Here is a 19871-nt window from a genome sequence, read left to right as displayed (position 1 = left end):
CGGATACTCTAGTTCCTCGGCTTAATCGTGCAAAAGGGACGTCCATCCTCGTTCATCGGCAGGCTTTCGGGCCCTGTGCGTTCCTGTCCCCGTGAGACCGCAGGGAGCATTTCGGTCACCTTTAAGCATGGAAGACGGACACTCGGGAAAATCGGCCACATTGAGAAAAAAGGCCGGATTGTCCAGGTGGTCATAGATTCGCTCGCATCGCTCCCTCAATACTCATCTCTTCCAAGAAAAACGGTATATTAACTCGTCATCCATAGATTGACCAATGGCCAATGCTTCAGGCGTCCTATGACATGTGAGCAAATGAGAGCAGTATCTGAAGTGCTGAATTCATCGCTCGACAGGTGCGGATGCCGGGATGCGACGAAACACCAATGTCAGGAAACCCGCGGGGCGGCTCCGCAGGAATATGGGATCGTAGACAGATATGGCGATGAACGGCACCACGTCTTACGATCCACATCCGCGTGAGGAAGCAGGCGGTACGCACAATCTTATGCGACTGGCACTATTGTTATGGCGCAACATCCTCTTCATCATCCTAATCGGCATCATTTGCGGGGCGCTGGCGTTCGGCGCTTCGCTGCTCATGCCGAATTACTACATAGCGACGTCACAGATATTGCTGGATCCGGAGGGATCGCGCGTTCTTGAGAGCGATCTGCCCGGACAGCCTCGCGCTGTGGATTCCCATGTTCTGAACCAGCAATATATTATCACCTCGGCGCAGGTCTTGTCGCGTATAGTAGAGAGCGAGAAGCTTTACGACGATCCAAAGTTCGGGGCGGCTAAGCCTTTTTATCCGGACAAGGAAAGCCGCAGCAATCTGGCGCTTGATGCCTTGAGAAAAGTCACGTCCGTTTCCGCTGTCGGACGCAGCTTCGTCGTCAACGTTTCCGTGAAATCGGACAGCCCGCAACGGGCGGCCGAACTCGCTAATCTCATTGCCACGACCTATACGCAGGTCCGCGTTGAGATGAACAGTGACGTGTTGCGCCGAACAGGCGGTGGACTTGCCGCCCAACTCGACCAGCTGCGCAAGGCCGTGGAAGACGGCGATCGCGCCGTGCAGGCATACCGTGCGGAACATAATCTTGCCGATATTCAGGGCCGACCAGATGTCGAGCAGCGCATTGCCGACGCCAATACGGAAATTTCCAGACTGTCCGCGACAGTCGCCGAAAGCGAGGCGCTGGTGGCGGAGTTGAACCGCGCCAGAAACGACAGTCAGTATCTGCGTTCAATCCCAGACACGTCCTTGACGCCTGCGATCATTTCGCTGCGCGCGCGTTATCAGGAAAGTCGCGAGGAGGAGCAGGTTCAGGCTGCCTCTCTGGGTGCCCAGCATCCATCCCTGCAGGCTGCGCGCGCCCGTAGCCAGTCGCTGGCGAATATTCTTGATGAGCAATTGCGCAATTTCGCGACCGCGACGTCGGGCAATCTGGAGCGCCTGAAAAACCAGTTGGCACTGTTGCGCAAAAACGCAGATGCGCTGAAGACAACACTCAATAGCGACGAACAGACGATGGTGCGTCTGCGCGAACTGCAGCGCAAACTCGAAAGCGACCGCGCGGTCTATGAGGCCTTCCTGCTGCGCACCAAGCAGCTGTCGGAACAGCAGGGCACTTCCAATGAGAACCCGCAGATCATTTCTAGCGCCGAGCCTCCTCTGCGTGCCGCAGGACCACCGCGTGCCTTGATCGTGGCGGGTGGTGGAATTCTGGGTCTGATGCTGGCCGCTGGCCTCCTTGTTGTCCGCGATCAGTTTCGCAGCCTGCCCTACGAGCCGCAACGTCTTCTTCGCAAGCCGCGCAAGGATGTCGACGCGGAAGCAGACAGAGAGGAAGGAAGGCAGGCTCAATTGCCACCGCCACACATGGACGAGGAACGTCCTTTTCCCAGCACTGCGCAGACAAGCCGACTTGTTCGGGAAGTCGACACCAAGTCGTTGAGCGCATCTGCGGGTGACGACTTCAGCGCCCTTGCCCGCACTGTGTCCTCGGGAATGAGCCCGGGCAACAATCATTCCATCCTCGTCGTTTCCACAGGTGTCAAAAACCGTGCGCCTTACGCTGCCTTTAATCTGGCGGCAGAAGTGTCAAAGCTGGGACGCAGGGTTTTGCTTGTCGATGCCGCGGCGCACGATCCATTGCTCACAGCGATGCTTCTGCCGGAAGCAGCGGATCGGCCGGCGCTGGACGCACCATATGCTGTCGAGGCCTTGCCGTGTCTGCACTTTGCCGCGATTGACGGACGTGGAGGCCACGGCGTTTTGCGCGATGCGCAGGACGAAAAAGGAGAAAAATTCGATTGCATCGTGGTAGATGGCGGTGTGGCAACAAAATCGAGCATCCATTCGGGTGAAAGCCACGTATTCGACGAAGTATTCCTCATGCAGCACGAGGAAGATACCGGCAGTGTCGTGATTGCCCTCGTTTCACTGGAGGAAAGTGGAATGGAGGACATAAGGCTTGTCCGGATGACGCATTCCGGGCTGCAATATTGAGGAATGAAATTGGCTGAAGACAACAACCGGGCTGCTATCAGGATCCCTTTTCTACAAGGTCGATCCTTTTCCGGCATGAATGTACTCTTCAATATGGGGCTTCGTGGCTCCACGCTGGTTTTGCGTTTTGCGCTTTCCTTCTACATCGTCAAATTTATGGGGCTTGAGGCTGCCGGCGTGTACGGCCTTGCGCTTGGCGTCGTCAATGCCGCCCCCGCGGCATTGGGCTGGGGCCTGAATTATTTCATCTCTCGAGATGTGAGTGGCAAGACCTCCGGTGTCGCAGGTCTTTACATGAAGACCCGCTTGCTTGTGACGGTCACATCTCTCGCCGTGATGACGGCTGTTGTGCTGACAGTCGCCTTCTTGCTGGGTCATTCTGTAACCCCGCTCTATTTCCTCATTCTTCTGGTCGTCTGGCTGGAAACGATTTCCTGCGACATTCACGTGCCCTTGATTGCGCAGGAAATGTCCAGTCAGGCAAATGTGCTGTTTTTTCTAAGGACCTCATCCTGGATCGTGCCGGTCATCGGGCTTGGCTTGGCATTTCAGTCTCTTCGCACAATCGAAGCGATCATGACCGCTTGGAGTTGCGGTTATATTCTGATGTTCCTGGGGCTTGCATGGTTTCTGCGTGGCTGGCCCATCAGGCGTATTTTTCAGGCGCCGGTGCGGCTGCGCTGGGTTCGCAAGCGGATGCGTCGGGCATGGCTGATCTACATCAGCGACATGAGCAATGTCGGCCTCGTCTATGCTGATCGATATATCGTTTCACTTTTGCTCACGCTTTCCTTGACCGGCGTCTACACATTCTATTGGTCACTGGCCAATGCATTGCAGACCTTGATCTCGACGGCGGTATTGCAGGTTGCGGTTCCTGTGCTGTTCAAGGCCTACAATACGGGATCGATGAGAGAGTGGCGGGAAGCGATGGTCTGGCAGTTCACAAAAACCGCTGCCGTCGCCTTTGCTCTCGGTCTCGCCATATTTTTGAGCGGCAATATTCTTGTCCACTTCATGAATATGCCGGAACTTGGAGAGCATCAGGGAATGTTTGCGCTTCTGCTGCTCACCGCGGTCGTGCGCTCCTGCACCGACCTGATGGGTCTTGGCCTCAACAGTTTGAGAAAAGACGCCCATTACGCCTTCGTCAACCTTTCCAGTGTCCTACTGTCGATCGCGATGAGCGTCATTCTGATCAGCTCCTTCGGCTTTATCGGAGCGGGACTTTCCGCCTTTTTCACCGCGCTTGTGACGGCGTCCATATCCAGCACATTGCTGTGGCGAGCGTCGCGCCCGTAAGCAAAGATATTTGAGTACCAGACGAGTTCAGCGAGGGTTGGGGAACCATGGCATCTGATCAGCCGAAGCATTCAGCAATACGCCGCCTGTTGAAAAGCCTTTACCACGCCACCATCAACAGCCTGCCAATCAAGCAGGCCACCCAATTGCAGTACTACAGATATCATAAGCTCTGGCCTGACCTCGATAACCCGAAGACACTGAATGAGCATCTCGCCGCGCGGAAAATAGCATGGACAAGCCCGGCATCCGATCCCCGGCTGATAATGCTCAGCGACAAGATTGCGGTGAAGGCACATGTGGCCAAGGTGCTGGGCGACAAATGGGTGACGCCGACCCTCTGGCGTGGTAAAAATCTCGATGATTGCCCGCCTTTGCCGTTTCCCTATGTGATCAAGGTCAATCACGGATCTGATCGCAACATCTTCGTCTACGGGCCGGAAGATCTGGTCGGTGCTAAGGAAAAATGTGCGGCCTGGCTGGCAGGGCGAACGGCGTGGAGGCTGGCGGAAGAGTGGTATAACCACATCGATCCGGAAATTTTCATTGAGCCATTCATCGGCGACAATGGTGAGGCGCCAGTCGACTACAAGCTGTTCTGCTTTGAGAACGACATCCCGTGCATACAGATCGATACCGCACGCTTTTCGGATCATCGCCGCTGCTTCTACGACGAAAACTGGAACAAGCTCGATTTCGGTCACTATTATCCATTGGAGCTGGGTGAGTTGCCTCGTCCTCCGCATCTGGATGAAATTCTAGCTGCGGCACGCACTCTGGCACAGGGGTTCGAATTTGTTCGCATCGATTTCTACGACAAGGAATCGGGCCCCCTGTTCGGCGAAATGACTTTCAGCCCAACCTCTGCCTTCGGGGCATTCAGGCCGCCATCAACCGATCTGTGGCTGGGAAAATTCTGGAAAGACAAGCCGGAAGGCACGTTTCAAACGGGCGATAACTAAGCTGCGAGGATAATCTCAGCGTGCTGCCGCACTCAATAGCACCGCTTCCAGACGTCCATAATAATCGGATTGCTCTGCCGTGCCTTTGAAGTTCGCTATGCCGGGAAACAGAGTATCCCGCTGTTTCCACCATTGCTCCTGGCCGATCTCGATAGCTTTGGTCAGGAGATCGGCCAAGGCGCCGGGCTGGTCCGGGTCGTAGAGCCAGCCGGTCTGGTTTTGATTGATGATCTCGGTCGTTCCGCCCCGCATCGTGCCAATTACCGGAAGGCCGTAGATTGGCGCCTCGATCAATATGCGGCTTTGCGGTTCGTGCCAGCGGGATGGCAAGACCATCACATCGGCCTGCCGATAGACATTTTCGGGAGGAACAAAGCCGGTAAACTCAACCGCCTTTCCTGCAGCCCTTTTTTTCAGTTTTTTGACGTCGTTCTCACGGCCTCTTCCCGCCAGAACCAGCCGGGCATCGTTTTTATCGCAAACGGAGCTGAACGCCTGCAACAGATCCCCGATGCCCTTCTCTTCGGAGATTGCGCCAAGATAACCGAAGGTGAATGTTTTCGACTTTGGCTCCCGTCTGCCAACCAGGCTGGTTTCGAAACTGCTTTCTGCCGCATTGGTGTTGTGCATGACGTGCCATTTGGCGTCCTGAAGCAGGCCATTGTCGGCGAATCTTTGCCGCAACGCCTCGCTGACGGCAATCACCGTCATGCCCGACCCGTTTAGTGACGACACGCGCTGCTTGAGAAGAGAGCAGTCGAAACAGGGACGCTCACAGTTTTGACCATTGCGAAACATGCTGGTCTTGGGACAGAGCAGGCCATAATCCCTCAAATGCAGGCAAATGGGTACATTTGCCTGGCGTGCCGCAATGAACAGGGCAGGCTGCATATAGGAAGAGTTCTGCGCATAAATGAGGTCGAATTTCTCCCGTATCAGAAACTGCGTCAGTTCTTGAGGGCAGACTGCACCCAATGCCGTGCGCAGGTGCCAGCCTGCGCGTCTTATCAACCCGACCGAGGATTTCCGCGGCAGCGGGAGATAGGTATTGTTCCACTGAATTCGGACCAGACGGATGCCACCGGGCAGTTGCCTCTCACCGGTCGGGGCAACGGGATCGCCTGCCTTGCCGAGTGCCAATACCGTGACATCATGGCGCTGCCCCAGCTGGACCGCGCCAAGCCGCGCAGAGATTTCCGCGCCACCCTCTTCCTGGGGAGCAAACGTCTGCGATACGATGCAGATCTTCAAATCCGCTGCCCTCTGTCCACGACAAGTGCCTTTGTTGAGCTTCAGGCCCACTTATGCCGTTGCAACCATTTAAATATATTGAACAACAGTCAGGTGTATTCAGTCCCGCGTAGAACTAAATTGCTTGGAGACGTAGTGTGCATCTGCAAACAAGTCTTCCCCTGATATCGCGGAAGATAACATTTATTATTTTCCCCTTACATTTCATATTATTAAGAATTTTGGGCTTTAAGTCACGGTGAAAGAGCAGATCGCATTCGATGCTGTATCATGAATGAGGGGATCATGAGGATTCTGCACGTCTTTGAGACCTTGCCGGGCGGCCCCGCGACCTATCTGAACGAAACGGTCCCGGCTCAGATCGCAGTGCTGGGTGAAAAAAATGTGAGGCTACTGGTTCCCGACGCTCATGTCAGCTTTCTAAAGAACATCCCTCCCTCCTGCGTCTCCACCTTCGCGCGGAAAAGACGATTAACCGCGCTTCCTGCGCTGGGTGCCGCAGTGGCGCGACAAGTCAGGGAATTCAGGCCTGATATCGTCCATGCACATTCCACTTTTGCCGGGGCAATCGTCAGGGCGATCAGCGCGCTACCGGGACAGTTTCCGCCAGTCGTCTATTGCCCCCACGGCTGGGTGTTCGACATGCAGACACTTGGCAACCTGAAATATCCAGCCCGATGGGTCGAGAGGGCCCTGGTCCCTCTTTCGCGAATTATTGTGGCCATCTCGGACCATGAGTATCAGCAGGGCCTCAAGGCCGGTATACCCGCGGATCGTATGAGGGTGATCGAAAACGGCATATCGTCAAGACCGCCAGAAAGTGTCCCGGCCCAGTGGAAGGACGAACGCACAAAAGTGCTCTTCGTTGGCCGCCTGGACAGGCAAAAAGGCGTGGACGTTCTTCTTGAAGCTGCAGCCTCGCTTGGCGAAACGGCGGTCTTTCGCATCATTGGTGCACATGTCACAAATCGGGACCATCTCAAGCAGGCTACCCCGGCAAATGTCGAATTCCTGGGTTGGAAGTCTGCCGAAGAGATTACGGGTCAAATGGCGGTTTGCGATGTTGTTGTAATGCCTTCGCGCTGGGAAGGCTTCGGGTTGGTTGCGCTCGAAGCAATGCGCGCTCATAAACCGGTTATCGCATCTGCTGTCGGAGGTTTGCAGTCTGTCGTAAGTGATGGCGTTACCGGCATTCTCTTTCCCGCTGGAGACCACGTGGCGCTGGCGCGAGCCATCTCATCACGCAATCGAGAAAGCTGGGCACGAATGGGTGCGGCTGGATATCAACGCTTCATGGAGCGGTATCGCAGCGAGCGGACGAATCAGGAGCTTATGGACCTCTATCGCACCATTGTGAGTAAACCTTCCGCTGAGAGCATTAGCCGCATATGAAGAATTTCATCAATGGTCGCTTCTTGTCTCAAAAAACCAGCGGCGTGCAGCGCTTCGCGCGCGAGATCGTCAAAGCATTGGATGAACATCTGATTGCTTCGGGCTCTCAGGAAGAATGGGTCTTGCTGGCACCTGCAAATGCGGAGCTCGACCTTAAACTGTCGGCCATAAAGCAGCGTCATGTCGGCACTCTTTCAGGACATCTGTGGGAACAGACCCAACTCTTTGCCGCCGCCCGTGCCGGTCGACTGGTGAATTTGTGCAATAGCGGCCCGATCCTGCACAGCAGAAGCCTGACCGTCATCCATGACGCGATGATCTTTCGCACACCGGAGAATTTTTCCCGTTCCTACCGGGCTGTCCACGGATCGCTTGGGCATATTCTTGCGCGCAGAGGCAAGATCGCGACGGTCTCGGAATTCTCGCGTCGGGAGCTGGCGCAAACAATCGGCGCGACTGATGTTTCCGTTATCCCCAACAGCTGCGAGCATATGGCCAACATTGTCCCGGACGAAACCGTCCTTGGACGCCTCGGCCTTGCTGAAAACGCCTATCTGCTTTTTGTGGGCTCTCCGACACCCAACAAGAATATCGGCCGCGCCATTGAGGCCATCTCATCCATGGGAGAACGGGCTCCCACATTCGCTATAGTCGGCGCAGCTGCCTCAAGTGTCTTCAAGGATGATGCCAGCGGCGTTGGCAAGGGCCCGCAAAACGGCCGCGTGGTATTTACCGGGCGGCTTTCCGATGAAGAAATTGCGGCTCTTTATAAAAACGCGACGGCTCTTCTCTTTCCGAGCCTTTATGAGGGATTTGGAATTCCACCGCTGGAGGCAATGTACCTCGGATGTCCGGTCCTGTCTTCGAATATTGAACCAGCACGCGAGGTCTGCGGCGATGCCGCTCTCTATTTCGATCCGAATTCGAGTGCTCAGATGGTTCAATCGATCGACCTGCTTTCGGAAAATCCCCAGCTGCGGAGCGAGATGATCACGAAGGGCGGGGTGCGGGCAGCACAGTTTTCCTGGAGCAAGAGTGCAAGCGCACTCCTCGCTGCTATTTCGCGTGCTTGATGTAATGTTTACGTCTGCTGAAATAGTATCCAATCATCAGCCTCGCCAGCCCTTTATCAAGAGCGAGTGCGTCATGGAGAAAATGCGAAACCGATGAAAATCTGTATCGTCGCACAGACATTCGCACCTCAGGAGGAGGGGGGTGCAGAAATCGTGGCACGCATGTGCGCGGCAGAACTTTCGCGTTATCACGAGGTCATCATTCTTTCTCTGGGGCTCGAGGGCGATGCGGTCGCCCCGCCCGGTGAAAGCGTCAACAGTGATGGCATCAGGGTCCTTAGAATAAACTGGCACAACAGCTATCTGCCTGGTCCACGCAAACCCGCAGTAGGTAAGCTTACCAAGCTGGCCTGGCATATTCGGAGCGCCTTGGGTGCCACTTCGACACGGGAAATGATGGAGTTACTGGCCCGGGAAAAGGTCGACCTCGTCTACGCGCATAATTCCGCTCGTATGCAGCCGGCGATCTTTGCGGCCACAAGTGCGCTGAATATTCCGCTCTGCCTGCACCTGCATGATTATGCTCTGCTTTGCCCAAAATCGAGCATGTTCCGCAGTTCCGGAAACTGTGCAAAGCCTTGCCTGGAATGTCGTATTCTCACCTCACGTATCAAATCCAGCAATGGCGACGGTGTCACGGCAATTTCGGTCAGCGACGCATTGCGCCAGCGATATTTGAAAAACGATGTTCTGCCGAATGCGGATTGGCATGTACTGCTCAATGCCAATCGAAGCGAGGCGCTGTTCCACGCCCCGCTGGTGGGACGAAAAAGTGGCGTGAGCGAGCGCTTCACCTTTGGCTATCTCGGCGCGCTGGCAGAAGAGAAAGGCGTCGAAGATCTTATTTCCGGATTTCTCAAGCTCTCCAATCCTGAAAAGGCGACACTGTTGATCGCCGGTCGCGGTCGTGAGGACTATGTCCAACATTTGAAATCACTTGCTGGAAACGCACCTGTGCAGTTTCTTGGATTTGTCCCGCCGGAAGAAGTCTACAGGCTTGCTGATGTCATTGTCGTTCCGTCTCGCTGGCACGAGCCGCAGAGCCTGATCCTGATGGAAGCGGCGACTTATGGTGTTCCCGTCATCGGAACCGAACGGGGCGGCACCCCGGAAATCCTTCGCGATTTGGGAACCGGCTGGTGCTACGATCCCGACAGGGAAGGGGATTTGTTAAGGGTACTGGAAAAAGCGCTGGCAATCGGTGTCGATCGGTGGTGGATCGAAAGAGATACGCACTTCCCCGGCATAGAAGGGTTCAAGGGAACGTCCGAATCCTCTCAATATTATGAAAAGCTCAACGCTATCCTGGTGGCGGCACATTCAGGCAGAAGGCCAGCGTCCGATCTTTGAGCCGTAGCGTGAGGGACCGTGGCGCCGCAGCGTCAAGACTATCTCAAGTATTGTTTAATATCGCTCAGGCATTGTCACAGCGCGTTTCGCAAGGGTTGGGGGTCAAGGGGGATGAATGCCATGGTCGGTCTGCATGAGATAAAGGGAAAGAACGCCCAGATCGCTGCGGATTACCCCGTGACATTCGCAGATACCGTTGGTCTTTTCAGGCCGGCAGATGCGCAGCTGGTTCCCGAAAATTCCTCCTTGTTGGGTCCAGAGATGACGGATACGGCGGTATTGTTCGTCGGCTCCTGGGGATTTGAGGAACTCTGCGCGCGCAAATTCTGGCAACGACTTGCCGTCGAGCTTTCAAAGCGCGGGATGGCGAGTATGCGCTTCGACTATCCCGGAACCGGTGACGCCCTTGATCGCGCCAGCTATGATGCTGGTCTTGATATCTGGCTCAAAACAACACGGGCAGCTGCGGAAAAGCTGAGGGCACTATCCGGCGCGGATCGCATCTTGTTTGTCGGGCACGGCATTGGCGGCGCAATCGCGTGGAATGTGGCAGAGCAATCGGGGGGCGTTGCGGGTCTGGCCCTTGCCGCACCCGCATTGTCCGGTCGTCACTGGTTGAGAGAATTCGTTGCTCTAAGCCGGATCGCCAATCAGGGATCGATTCCCAACACCGGTACCAGTGGTCCGTCCATGGGAGAGCAGGTCATTCCCGAACCGGTAGCGGCAGGCCTGCGCAAGCTAAACATCGCATCGGGCACAAAGGCACCCGCAGCCGACATATTGCTGCTCCAGCAGGAAAACCGTCACGCTGATGTGGAGTTTGCCGAGCACATAAAGACGCTTGGCGTAGACACCAGAGCCCTCGTGTTCGAGGGCTATGATCGATTCATCCGGGATGTGCTGTTTTCAGTGCCACCGACCTCCGCCATTGAAACACTGGCCGAGTGGGCTGCCGAAATCGCAAGTAAAACCCCTTCGATAAGACACGGTCATGAGCCATTCGCTCTGCCAACAACCGCTGCCCTGCAAGGGGAAGGTTTTCAGGAAACGCCCGTGCGGTTTGGACAGGATAACCGCCTGTATGGCGTCCTCTCGGAGCCAAAAGGTCCACGCACCGGTGCCACCGTGCTTGTTCTTCCGACCGGCTATGAGCGTGCGTCCGGCTGGGGTCGGATATCTGCCAAGCTTTGCAGGGATCTCGCAAAGTCCGGCGTGCCAAGCCTGCGTTTCGATATGGCCAACATCGCTGACAGTCCAGCAGTTCCCGGTCGACCGGAGCAGATCATCTACGGGGAAGGGCAACTGGAAGATATCGATGCCGCCATGCAGTTTCTGGAAGAACGACGTCTGTTCCCCGTCGTCGTGACCGGGCGGTGCAGCGGCGGTTGGGCCGCGTTCCAGAGTGGTGTCAGGGACAGACGTTTCAGTGGTGTGGTGCCGGTCAATGTTTTCGATTTCTATATCCCGGACGATGCCGATGTAGAGGCATTGCTGATTTCATCGCGTCAACCTCTGGCAAGCTATGGCGCGAAGCTGATGTCGTCCACATTCTGGCGCCGGGTCCTCAGTGGCGATGTTCGGGTCAAAAATGGCATAGTTAATCTATGGGCGATGATTGTTGGAAAATTCGTGTCATTCACGACGCCGCTCATGGTGCGCTTTCCATTCCTCTCCCCGCGTTTCGCAAAGCTCTCGCAGGATTTCAACGCCATTGTTGCCAATGACACGCGGATGACCATCATCTTTACCGAAGGTGATATCGGCGCCGCGATGCTGGAAACGAATTTTGGCCCGCGTGGACGATTGCTGACCAGCCGCTATGGCAATCCACGCATCGTTTACATCGCCGATGCGGACCATAACTTGACGACGGCGGAAGCGAGGCACGCCTGGGCAGATGAGGTCAGACTGATCGCTCTGCAATTTCCGCCGGAAAGCAAGGCTGGATAGAATTCACTCACCGGTGAAGGCAGCCGAACGGCGGACGAAGGTTTTCGTCGCAAAGTTGGACTGGATACGAGCGACGCCGGGTACGGTCGTCAGAAAATCGAGAAGCTGCTGATAATGCGCGAGATCTCTGACCATGGCGTGAATCAGGTAGTCCGAACTGCCACTGGTTTGGTAGCCTCCCACCACCTCGGGCATGGATGCGACGCTGTGCTCGAATGTCACAAGGGCATCCTTGATCTGCCGTTCCAGCGTGACGGATATGAACACGCCCATGTTCCCCAACAGGCGGTTTTCGTCAAAGACTGCTGTATATCCTCTGATAATTCCCTGTTCCTCCAACTTGCGGACACGCCGCAGGGTTGGCGAAAATGACAGGCCTATGCGGTCGGCAAGATCACGCCAACTGATGCGCCCATCCTCGCTGAGGACATGCAATATTTTCTGGTCGAAGCTATCGAGTTCCATCATGGATCAAATGATCTAACCTTTTGTCAAATTCTAGATCAAACGATTGAAGATGGCAATTAATGCCACTCTGTTTGGTTTTGAATCGTAAAGGATGTGGTGTTACCGTTCATATGCAACCTGAGTGATTTTTCATCGGTTGTAGCGCTTCAGCCTTGGAGGAGGGGAAAAGCGCAAATGGCTCTTTCCAAGGAGGTGGAAAGTGACTGCATCAGGCAAACGGCGAAGCCCAGATGGCATCGCGGCCTTCGTTAGGGAGGCCGTATGATTCTCAACGAATCTCAGCAGCAAATCAAAGACATGGCTCGTGCCTTTGCGCGTGATCGATTATCGCCGGGCACAGCCGAGCGAGACCGCGAAAGTCGATTTCCCGCAAAGGAATTGCGGGAAATGGGTGAGCTGGGCTTTCTCGGAATGCTGGTTGACGAGGACTATGGTGGATCCGATGTGGGAGCCGTTGCCTATGCGCTGGCTCTCGAGGAAATCGCTGCGGCAGATGGATCGTGCTCAACGATCATGAGCGTGCACAATTCGGTTGGATGCGTGCCCATCCTTAAATTCGGTACGGAAGAGCAGCGAAACCGTTTTCTCCCGAAACTGAGCATCGGCGAATGGATCGGCGGCTTTGCACTGACCGAACCCCATGCGGGATCAGACGCCTCCAACCTTAGGACTCGCGCCATTCGCGATGGCGACGACTACGTGATCAATGGCGCAAAACAATTCATCACGTCCGGCAAGAACGGTGATGTCATCATCGTCTTTGCCGTAACCGACCCACAGGCGGGCAAGAAGGGTATCTCTGCCTTCATTGTTCCCACGAACACACCAGGTTACGAGGTTATAAGGGTCGAGGAAAAACTTGGCCTGCATTCCTCCGATACCTGTCAGCTTGCGTTCACGGACATGCGTGTGCCCGCATCGTTGCGGCTGGGTGACGAGGGTGAGGGATACAGGATCGCGCTGGCCAATCTCGAAGGCGGGCGCATCGGCATAGCCGCCCAGGCGGTTGGCATGGCGCGCGCCGCCTTCGAGGCGGCGAAGGATTATTCCAGTCAGCGAAAAGCATTCGGAAAGGCAATCAGCGAACATCAGGCAGTTGCTTTCCGGCTTGCAGACATGGCCATGCAGATCGAGGCTGCCCGGCAGCTGGTTCTTCACGCCGCAGCCTTGAAAGAGGCAGGCGAGCCCTGCCTTTCGCAGGCATCCATGGCGAAGCTTTTTGCATCTGAAATGGCGGAGCGTGTTTGCTCCGACGCCATCCAGATCCATGGCGGCTACGGCTACATGGCCGATTACCCTGTCGAGCGGATCTATAGAGATGTTCGGATATGCCAGATTTACGAAGGAACGAGCGATGTTCAGCGCATGGTGATTGCGCGCGGCTTGTGATGGTTTCGACCGTTTGAGGAGGCGGATGTTCTGTGGAGGAGCGGAAAGCAATGACGGAAACGACGAGCGGCTTGAGCCTGCATGTGCCGGAACCGGCGGTAAGGCCCGGCGGACAGCCGGATTTTTCCAACGTCAAGATACCTGCAGCCGGTGCCGTGCCACGCCCGGACATTGATGCAGCACCGGAATCCATGCGCGATCTGGCCTATTCGATCATCCGCGTTCTCAACCGTCACGGAGAGGCGGTGGGACCATGGGCGGGCACGCTATCCCATGAGGAGCTGCTGATCGGGCTTCGCAACATGATGCGGCTGAGAGCATTTGATGCCCGCATGGTCATGGCGCAGCGGCAGGGCAAAACCTCGTTCTACATGCAGCATCTGGGTGAAGAAGCGGTCAGTTGCGCCTTTCGGAAGGCTTTGTCGAAGGGTGACATGAACTTCCCCACCTATCGGCAGGCAGGTCTGCTGATCGCGGACGACTATCCGCTCGTGACCATGATGAACCAGATTTTTTCCAACGAGAACGATCCTCTGCACGGTCGGCAAATGCCGGTTCTCCATTCGGCCAAGGACCATGGATTCTTCACCGTTTCTGGCAATCTGGCAACGCAATATGTGCAGGCGGTCGGCTGGGCCATGGCGTCGGCCATCAAGGGCGACACGAAAATTGCTGCCGCATGGATCGGAGATGGCTCCACGGCGGAATCGGATTTTCACTCGGCCCTCGTTTTTGCTTCAACCTACAAAGCGCCGGTCGTTCTGAACATCGTCAACAACCAGTGGGCAATCTCCACCTTTCAGGGAATAGCCCGTGGGGGCTCCGGCACATTCGCAGCCCGAGGCCTTGGCTTCGGCATCCCGGCGCTGCGCGTGGATGGCAATGATTATCTCGCCGTTCATGCGGTGGCGAAATGGGCTGTCGAGCGGGCTCGCCGTAATCTTGGTCCCACACTCGTGGAGTATGTGACGTACCGTGCGGGCGCACATTCCACCTCGGATGATCCCAGCGCATATCGTCCCAAGACCGAGTCCGAGGCATGGCCACTCGGCGATCCCATACTGCGTCTGAAGAACCATCTCATCGTGCTTGGCGCCTGGTCAGAGGAGCGTCACCAGCAGACGGAGGCAGAGATCATGGATGAGGTCATCGAAGCGCAGAAGGAGGCGGAAAGCCACGGCACGCTGCACGCCGGTGGCAAGCCTTCCGTTCGCGATATCTTTGAAGGCGTCTACGCGGAAATGCCTGATCACATTCGCCGACAGCGCCAGAAGGCGGGGTACTGACATGACAAGAATGACGATGATCGAAGCTGTGCGCAGTGCCATGGACGTTTCCATGGGACGCGATGAGAATGTCGTGGTTTTTGGCGAGGATGTTGGTTATTTTGGCGGCGTCTTCCGCGCCACGCAGGGGCTTCAGGCCAAGTACGGACGCACGCGTTGCTTCGACGCGCCCATCAGCGAGTCCGGCATCGTAGGGACGGCAATCGGGATGGCCGCCTATGGTTTGCGCCCATGCATCGAAATCCAGTTCGCGGATTACATGTACCCTGCTTACGACCAGATTACGCAGGAAGCAGCCCGTATCCGCTACCGCTCAAATGGTGATTTTACCTGCCCCATCGTTATCCGAATGCCGACGGGCGGTGGTATTTTCGGTGGACAGACGCACAGCCAGAGCCCCGAGGCGCTTTTTACCCACGTCTGCGGCCTGAAGGTAATCGTTCCGTCCAATCCCTATGATGCCAAGGGATTGCTGATGTCTGCCATAGAGGATCCCGATCCGGTCATGTTTCTGGAGCCGAAGCGGCTTTATAACGGGCCGTTTGATGGTCATCATGATCGGCCTGTCGTGCCATGGTCCAAACATGATCTGGGCGAGGTGCCGGAAGGTCACTACACCATTCCAATTGGCAAGGCAGAAATTCGCCGCCCAGGTACACAGGTTACCATTATTGCCTATGGGACAATGGTGCATGTGGCTTTGGCGGCAGCGGAAGAGACGGGCATCGACGCCGAGGTGATCGATCTGCGCAGCCTGCTTCCACTCGATCTCGATACCATCGTGGCATCTGTTGCAAAGACCGGCCGTTGCCTCATGGTACATGAGGCAACGCTGACCTCCGGCTTTGGAGCGGAGGTCGTTTCACTCGTTCAGGAGCACTGCTTCTATCACCTTGAAGCCCCGATCATCCGGGTTGCCGGATGGGACACGCCTTATCCCCATGCGCAGGAGTGGGACTACTTCCCCGGCCCCGCCCGTGTCGGGCGGGCACTGCTTGAACTGATGGAGGCATGACCATGGCCGAATTTGTTCTGAAAATGCCTGATGTGGGTGAGGGCGTCGCTGAGGCAGAACTTGTGGAATGGCACGTCAAGCCCGGTGATGTCGTTCGGGAAGACATGGTTCTTGCGGCGGTTATGACGGACAAGGCGACCATTGAAATACCCGCACCTGTGGCGGGAACCGTGACATGGATTGCCGTGGATGTTGGGCAAACCGTTGCCGTCAAGGCACCGCTGGTTCGCATCGAGACAGAGGAAATCAGTGGCGAGGCTGCCGAAACGCCTGCTAACGTGACGATGCCTGCTGCCTCAGAAGTCGCCAAAGTGCCAAAGCCCGAAGTTCAGGCCGCGCCACCGCCATTACAGTCAGTGCCGCCAAACGCGCCACTGCAAAAGCCATTGGCCTCTCCGGCTGTGCGGCGGCGGGCATTGGACGCCGGTATCGATCTGCGCCAGCTCGCTGGCAGCGGACCTGCAGGGCGGATCACGCATGATGATATCGAGACTTTTCTGGCGGCAGGGACCCGTGCTCCAACTCCATCCGGGCGCAATCGGAAGACGGCAGTCGAAGAGATCAAAATTACCGGTTTGAGGCGCAGGATCGCGGAAAAGATGGCTCTTTCCGTATCCCGCATTCCCCACATTACCTATGTCGAGGAAATTGACGTCAGCGATCTGGAGGAATTGCGCGCGAAGATGAATGCGGCACGTCGGCCAGAACAGACCAAGCTGACGATCCTGCCCTTCCTCATGCAGGCAATTGTCAAAACGGTGGCCGAGCAACCTGCGATGAATGCGACGTTTGACGACGCTGCCGGTGTGATCAGCAGACATGCCGCCGTCCATATCGGCGTCGCCACACAGACGGGAGCTGGTCTGATCGTGCCTGTCGTTCGACACGCAGAAGAGCGAGGAATCTGGGAATGTGCTGCCGAACTTTCGCGGGTGGCGGAGGCGGCAAGGACAGGAAGTGCGCAGCGGGAGGAACTCTCCGGCTCCACCATTACCGTCAGTTCGCTTGGCGCGCTTGGCGGCATTGCTTCCACGCCACTGATCAACCACCCGGAGGTCGCCATCATAGGTGTGAACAAGATTGTCGTCCGACCGGTTTGGGATGGCAGTCAGTTCGTACCGCGCAAGATGATGAACCTTTCTTCCAGCTTTGATCACCGCATCATCGACGGATGGGATGCTGCGAATTTCATCCAGCGCATCAAGGCACTGCTTGAAACGCCAGCCCTGATTTTCATTGAAAGCTGAGGCCGACATGAAAGAGATATATTGCAAGCTTCTCATCATCGGTGCAGGTCCAGGCGGTTACGTCTGTGCCATCCGCGCTGGCCAGTTGGGCATCGATACCGTCATTGTCGAACAGGAAAAATCCGGCGGTACATGTCTGAACGTGGGCTGCATTCCGTCCAAGGCGCTGATTCATGCCGGGGATGAGTTTTACAAGGTTCGCCAGATGGCGGCGGGCCGCACTCCGCTTGGCATCCGGCTACAGCAGCCCAGCCTTGATCTCGGTGAAACAATGGCCTGGAAGAACGGCATCGTCGGTCGCCTGAACAACGGCATCGCAGCCTTGTTGCAAAAGGCCAAGGTGAAGATGCTGGAGGGGACCGCGCAGTTTCGCGATGGCAAAACCGTACTTGTTGAAACGGAAACGGGCGCGCAGATTGTCAGGGCGGAGAACATCGTCATTGCTACGGGGTCCGCACCCGTAGAACTGCCTGATCTTCCCTTTGGGGGAAATGTTCTGTCTTCGGCAGAGGTATTTTCGCTGGACGAGGTGCCTGAGAGCATGGCTATCGTCGGTGGCGGCTATATAGGGCTGGAGCTTGGCACCGCCTTTGCCAAGATGGGATCACGCGTCACCATCGCTGAGGCAACGCCCCAAATTCTTCCACAATACGACCCCGACCTGGTGAAGCCCGTTGCAAAGCGACTTGGTGAATTGGACATCACGGTCCTGACCAATGCAGTTGCAAGGAGATATGACGCGACCGCCTCTGCACTGGTTGTTTCCGACAGCGATGGCAAAGACATAACGCTAGCCGTCGACAAAGTGCTGGTTACAGTTGGAAGAAGGCCGCGAACCGAAGGCTTTGGTCTAGAGGAGCTTGGCCTTGATATGGCCGGGCGCTTCATCCGTATCGATGAACGCTGCCGCACCTCCATGCGCGGTGTGTTTGCAATAGGCGATATTACGGGCGAGCCGATGCTGGCTCACCGTGCCTCTGCCCAGGGTGAAATGGTGGCAGACATTATTGCCGGTGAAAAACGCATGTGGGACAAGCGTTGTATTCCCACCGTATGTTTTACCGATCCGGAGATCGTCAGTGCCGGAATTTCGCCTGCCGAAGCGCGCGCTCAGGGCATCGACGTTGCTGTCGGGCAATTTCCTTTCAGCGCCAGCGGTCGCGCCATGACAATGGGGGATGAGGCAGGCTTCGTGCGGGTCGTCTCTCGTGTGGATAACCATCTGATCCTCGGCATTCAGGCCGTAGGCGCGGGCGTGTCTGAGCTGTCCAGCACCTTTTCGCTCGCCATCGAGATGGGCGCTCGCCTAGAGGACGTCGCTGGAACGATACATGCCCACCCCACCCGTGGCGAAGCATTTCAGGAAGCTTCGTTCAAGGCGCTCGGCCATGGTTTGCACGGCTAGTTGCAGGGTGACATCAGAAGGAGGCGACAATGACATCCATTGCATTTATCGGGCTCGGCCACATGGGTGCGCCGATGGCAGCAAATCTGGTCAAAGCGGGGCACATTGTGCGTGGCTTCGATCTGGTGCCGGATCTGCTTGAACAGGCAGCCGCAGGCGGTGTCCTACCCTGCCACTCGCTCGAAGATGCGGTCGATGGATGCGATGTCGTCATCACCATGCTGCCTGCCGGCAACCATGTGCTGTCTGTCTGGAGCAGTCTGGTCTCTCTTGTCCCTGCCGGGACGTTGTTGATCGACTGCTCCACGATCGATATCGAAAGCGCCCGTTCAGCGCATGACTTGGCCAGCAACCACGCCTGTCCTTCACTGGATGCTCCGGTTTCCGGCGGAACGGCGGGTGCACAGGCCGCCACGTTGACATTCATGGTCGGCGGGCAATCAGAAAGCTATGCCCGAGCAGAACCGTTGCTGCAGGCAATGGGCAGGCGGATCGTCTTTTGTGGAGGACCGTCCTTGGGGCAGGCGGCAAAAATCTGCAACAACATGATCCTTGGGATATCAATGATAGCCGTCTCGGAAGCCTTTGTTCTCGCCGACAAGCTAGGGCTTTCTCAGCAATCCCTGTTTGATGTTGCCTCTGTGTCATCCGGTCAATGTTGGGCATTGAACAGCTATTGCCCGGTGCCAGGCCCCGTTCCATCTTCACCCGCCAATCGAGATTATCTCCCGGGGTTTGCGGCGGCTCTGATGCTGAAAGACCTGTCTCTGGCACAGGACGCAGCGCGAATGAGCGGTGCAGAAACACCGCTCGGTAGGGAAGCGGCAGCGCTCTATCAAAGATTTCTGGACACGGGAGGAGGCGGGAAGGACTTTTCCGCGATTATTCAGATGCTTGGCAAAGCATAATAGAAACCGGGATAGGGAAGTTATCCCTGTCCCGGCAAAAATTTCTTTTTGAAAAAGGTGGTGTCAGCAATGGCCTGCGCGAACGGAGGCAAGATTGATGATTTCTACATTTGAAAGGTCAACGTCCATCTCGCTTTGCAGTGCGGACTTGAGAGCCTGTTTTGCGACGTCGATATACCAGCTGGCGGAAGGCGCTCCCAGGGAGTCGGCGACACCTTCTGCGTAAGTCAGCATGTTGATGAGAGTGAGAAAGTCCTCCTGGCGTTCATTAATCTGGGCGTCAGTGTTCATGGAAGTCATCGGTAAACTCATCGTATGTTGTTGCGACAAATTCACCCTAACGGCACCGATCCCATTT

At 56.2% G+C, this 19871-nt stretch carries 16 protein-coding genes; 13 read left to right on the top strand and 3 right to left on the bottom strand.

The annotated features are described in order from the left end of the window. Nucleotides 1-442: 442 nt before the first annotated feature. Genes QRN85_RS23790 through QRN85_RS23780 form a run of 3 tightly spaced genes read left to right on the top strand, consistent with a single transcriptional unit; the run spans nt 443 to nt 4779 of the window. The gene (locus tag QRN85_RS23790) at nt 443-2515 is read left to right on the top strand and encodes a GumC family protein (RefSeq protein ID WP_162726718.1); all 2073 of its coding nucleotides are present in this window, start codon (nt 443-445) and stop codon (nt 2513-2515) included. A 9-nt stretch (nt 2516-2524) separates the two neighbouring features. Next, complete coding sequence (locus QRN85_RS23785; protein ID WP_162726719.1) at nt 2525-3817, top strand: lipopolysaccharide biosynthesis protein; 1293 nt, start codon at nt 2525-2527, stop codon at nt 3815-3817. A gap of 47 nt (nt 3818-3864) precedes the next feature. Beyond that, nucleotides 3865-4779: an ATP-grasp fold amidoligase family protein gene (locus QRN85_RS23780; protein WP_113094089.1), complete on the top strand. Its 915-nt coding sequence runs from the start codon at nt 3865-3867 to the stop codon at nt 4777-4779. Nucleotides 4780-4794: 15 nt separating this feature from the next. Here the strand turns inward: QRN85_RS23780 and QRN85_RS23775 are convergent, their stop codons facing one another. Further along, nucleotides 4795-6030 carry a glycosyltransferase gene (locus tag QRN85_RS23775; protein WP_162726720.1) on the bottom strand — a complete coding sequence of 412 codons (1236 nt, stop codon included), beginning with the start codon at nt 6028-6030 and terminating at the stop codon, nt 4795-4797. A 285-nt stretch (nt 6031-6315) separates the two neighbouring features. Between QRN85_RS23775 and QRN85_RS23770 the strand changes: the two genes are divergently transcribed. The 4 genes from QRN85_RS23770 (at nt 6316) to QRN85_RS23755 (ending at nt 11795) form a co-directional block, all read left to right on the top strand. After that, nucleotides 6316-7422 carry a glycosyltransferase gene (locus QRN85_RS23770; RefSeq protein ID WP_162726721.1) on the top strand — a complete coding sequence of 369 codons (1107 nt, stop codon included), beginning with the start codon at nt 6316-6318 and terminating at the stop codon, nt 7420-7422. Next, a complete protein-coding gene (locus QRN85_RS23765) occupies nt 7419-8495 on the top strand; it encodes a glycosyltransferase family 4 protein (RefSeq protein ID WP_162739368.1) in 1077 nt (358 codons plus the stop codon). Before QRN85_RS23770 ends, QRN85_RS23765 begins: the two co-directional genes overlap by 4 nt. Nucleotides 8496-8588: 93 nt before the next feature. Continuing rightward, nucleotides 8589-9845, top strand: coding sequence for a glycosyltransferase (locus QRN85_RS23760; protein ID WP_113094086.1), 1257 nt, complete (start codon nt 8589-8591; stop codon nt 9843-9845). A 120-nt stretch (nt 9846-9965) separates the two neighbouring features. Continuing rightward, nucleotides 9966-11795 (top strand): alpha/beta fold hydrolase, encoded by a 1830-nt coding sequence (locus QRN85_RS23755; RefSeq protein WP_162726723.1) that lies wholly within the window; start codon nt 9966-9968, stop codon nt 11793-11795. A gap of 3 nt (nt 11796-11798) precedes the next feature. On the opposite strand, the gene QRN85_RS23750 is transcribed toward QRN85_RS23755, so the two are convergent. Continuing rightward, nucleotides 11799-12263 (bottom strand): Lrp/AsnC family transcriptional regulator, encoded by a 465-nt coding sequence (locus QRN85_RS23750; protein ID WP_062588670.1) that lies wholly within the window; start codon nt 12261-12263, stop codon nt 11799-11801. 261 nt (nt 12264-12524) lie between these two features. Between QRN85_RS23750 and QRN85_RS23745 the strand changes: the two genes are divergently transcribed. Genes QRN85_RS23745 through mmsB form a run of 6 tightly spaced genes read left to right on the top strand, consistent with a single transcriptional unit; the run spans nt 12525 to nt 19513 of the window. Continuing rightward, nucleotides 12525-13652, top strand: coding sequence for an acyl-CoA dehydrogenase family protein (locus QRN85_RS23745; RefSeq protein WP_284760395.1), 1128 nt, complete (start codon nt 12525-12527; stop codon nt 13650-13652). 50 nt (nt 13653-13702) lie between these two features. Then, the gene (locus QRN85_RS23740; RefSeq protein WP_113094083.1) at nt 13703-14938 is read left to right on the top strand and encodes a 3-methyl-2-oxobutanoate dehydrogenase (2-methylpropanoyl-transferring) subunit alpha; all 1236 of its coding nucleotides are present in this window, start codon (nt 13703-13705) and stop codon (nt 14936-14938) included. 1 nt (nt 14939) lies between these two features. After that, nucleotides 14940-15953, top strand: a complete 1014-nt coding sequence (locus QRN85_RS23735; protein ID WP_062588675.1) for an alpha-ketoacid dehydrogenase subunit beta — start codon at nt 14940-14942, stop codon at nt 15951-15953. Nucleotides 15954-15955: 2 nt separating this feature from the next. Further along, complete coding sequence (locus tag QRN85_RS23730; RefSeq protein ID WP_112963040.1) at nt 15956-17200, top strand: dihydrolipoamide acetyltransferase family protein; 1245 nt, start codon at nt 15956-15958, stop codon at nt 17198-17200. 7 nt (nt 17201-17207) lie between these two features. Beyond that, nucleotides 17208-18605 (top strand): dihydrolipoyl dehydrogenase, encoded by a 1398-nt coding sequence (lpdA, locus tag QRN85_RS23725; protein WP_113094081.1) that lies wholly within the window; start codon nt 17208-17210, stop codon nt 18603-18605. A gap of 29 nt (nt 18606-18634) precedes the next feature. Beyond that, nucleotides 18635-19513, top strand: coding sequence for a 3-hydroxyisobutyrate dehydrogenase (gene mmsB, locus QRN85_RS23720; RefSeq protein WP_113094080.1), 879 nt, complete (start codon nt 18635-18637; stop codon nt 19511-19513). 63 nt (nt 19514-19576) lie between these two features. On the opposite strand, the gene QRN85_RS23715 is transcribed toward mmsB, so the two are convergent. After that, nucleotides 19577-19813, bottom strand: a complete 237-nt coding sequence (locus QRN85_RS23715; RefSeq protein WP_062588681.1) for a hypothetical protein — start codon at nt 19811-19813, stop codon at nt 19577-19579. Nucleotides 19814-19871 lie beyond the last annotated feature (58 nt).

Source organism: Agrobacterium sp. fls2-241-TYG-188a, from assembly GCF_030209845.1.
This window is presented reverse-complemented; position numbering and strand designations above follow the sequence as displayed.

Excerpts from the sequence above, each read along its gene's own strand:
- QRN85_RS23790 (WP_162726718.1), top strand. The coding sequence starts at position 443 with ATGAACGGCACCACGTCTTACGATCCACATCCGCGTGAGGAAGCAGGC.
- QRN85_RS23780 (WP_113094089.1), top strand. The coding sequence starts at position 3,865 with ATGGCATCTGATCAGCCGAAGCATTCAGCAATACGCCGCCTGTTGAAA.
- QRN85_RS23770 (WP_162726721.1), top strand. The coding sequence starts at position 6,316 with ATGAGGATTCTGCACGTCTTTGAGACCTTGCCGGGCGGCCCCGCGACC.
- QRN85_RS23765 (WP_162739368.1), top strand. The coding sequence starts at position 7,419 with ATGAAGAATTTCATCAATGGTCGCTTCTTGTCTCAAAAAACCAGCGGC.
- QRN85_RS23760 (WP_113094086.1), top strand. The coding sequence starts at position 8,589 with ATGAAAATCTGTATCGTCGCACAGACATTCGCACCTCAGGAGGAGGGG.
- QRN85_RS23755 (WP_162726723.1), top strand. The coding sequence starts at position 9,966 with ATGGTCGGTCTGCATGAGATAAAGGGAAAGAACGCCCAGATCGCTGCG.
- QRN85_RS23750 (WP_062588670.1), bottom strand. The coding sequence starts at position 12,263 with ATGATGGAACTCGATAGCTTCGACCAGAAAATATTGCATGTCCTCAGC.
- QRN85_RS23745 (WP_284760395.1), top strand. The coding sequence starts at position 12,525 with ATGATTCTCAACGAATCTCAGCAGCAAATCAAAGACATGGCTCGTGCC.
- QRN85_RS23740 (WP_113094083.1), top strand. The coding sequence starts at position 13,703 with ATGACGGAAACGACGAGCGGCTTGAGCCTGCATGTGCCGGAACCGGCG.
- QRN85_RS23735 (WP_062588675.1), top strand. The coding sequence starts at position 14,940 with ATGACAAGAATGACGATGATCGAAGCTGTGCGCAGTGCCATGGACGTT.
- QRN85_RS23730 (WP_112963040.1), top strand. The coding sequence starts at position 15,956 with ATGGCCGAATTTGTTCTGAAAATGCCTGATGTGGGTGAGGGCGTCGCT.
- lpdA (WP_113094081.1), top strand. The coding sequence starts at position 17,208 with ATGAAAGAGATATATTGCAAGCTTCTCATCATCGGTGCAGGTCCAGGC.
- mmsB (WP_113094080.1), top strand. The coding sequence starts at position 18,635 with ATGACATCCATTGCATTTATCGGGCTCGGCCACATGGGTGCGCCGATG.
- QRN85_RS23715 (WP_062588681.1), bottom strand. The coding sequence starts at position 19,813 with ATGACTTCCATGAACACTGACGCCCAGATTAATGAACGCCAGGAGGAC.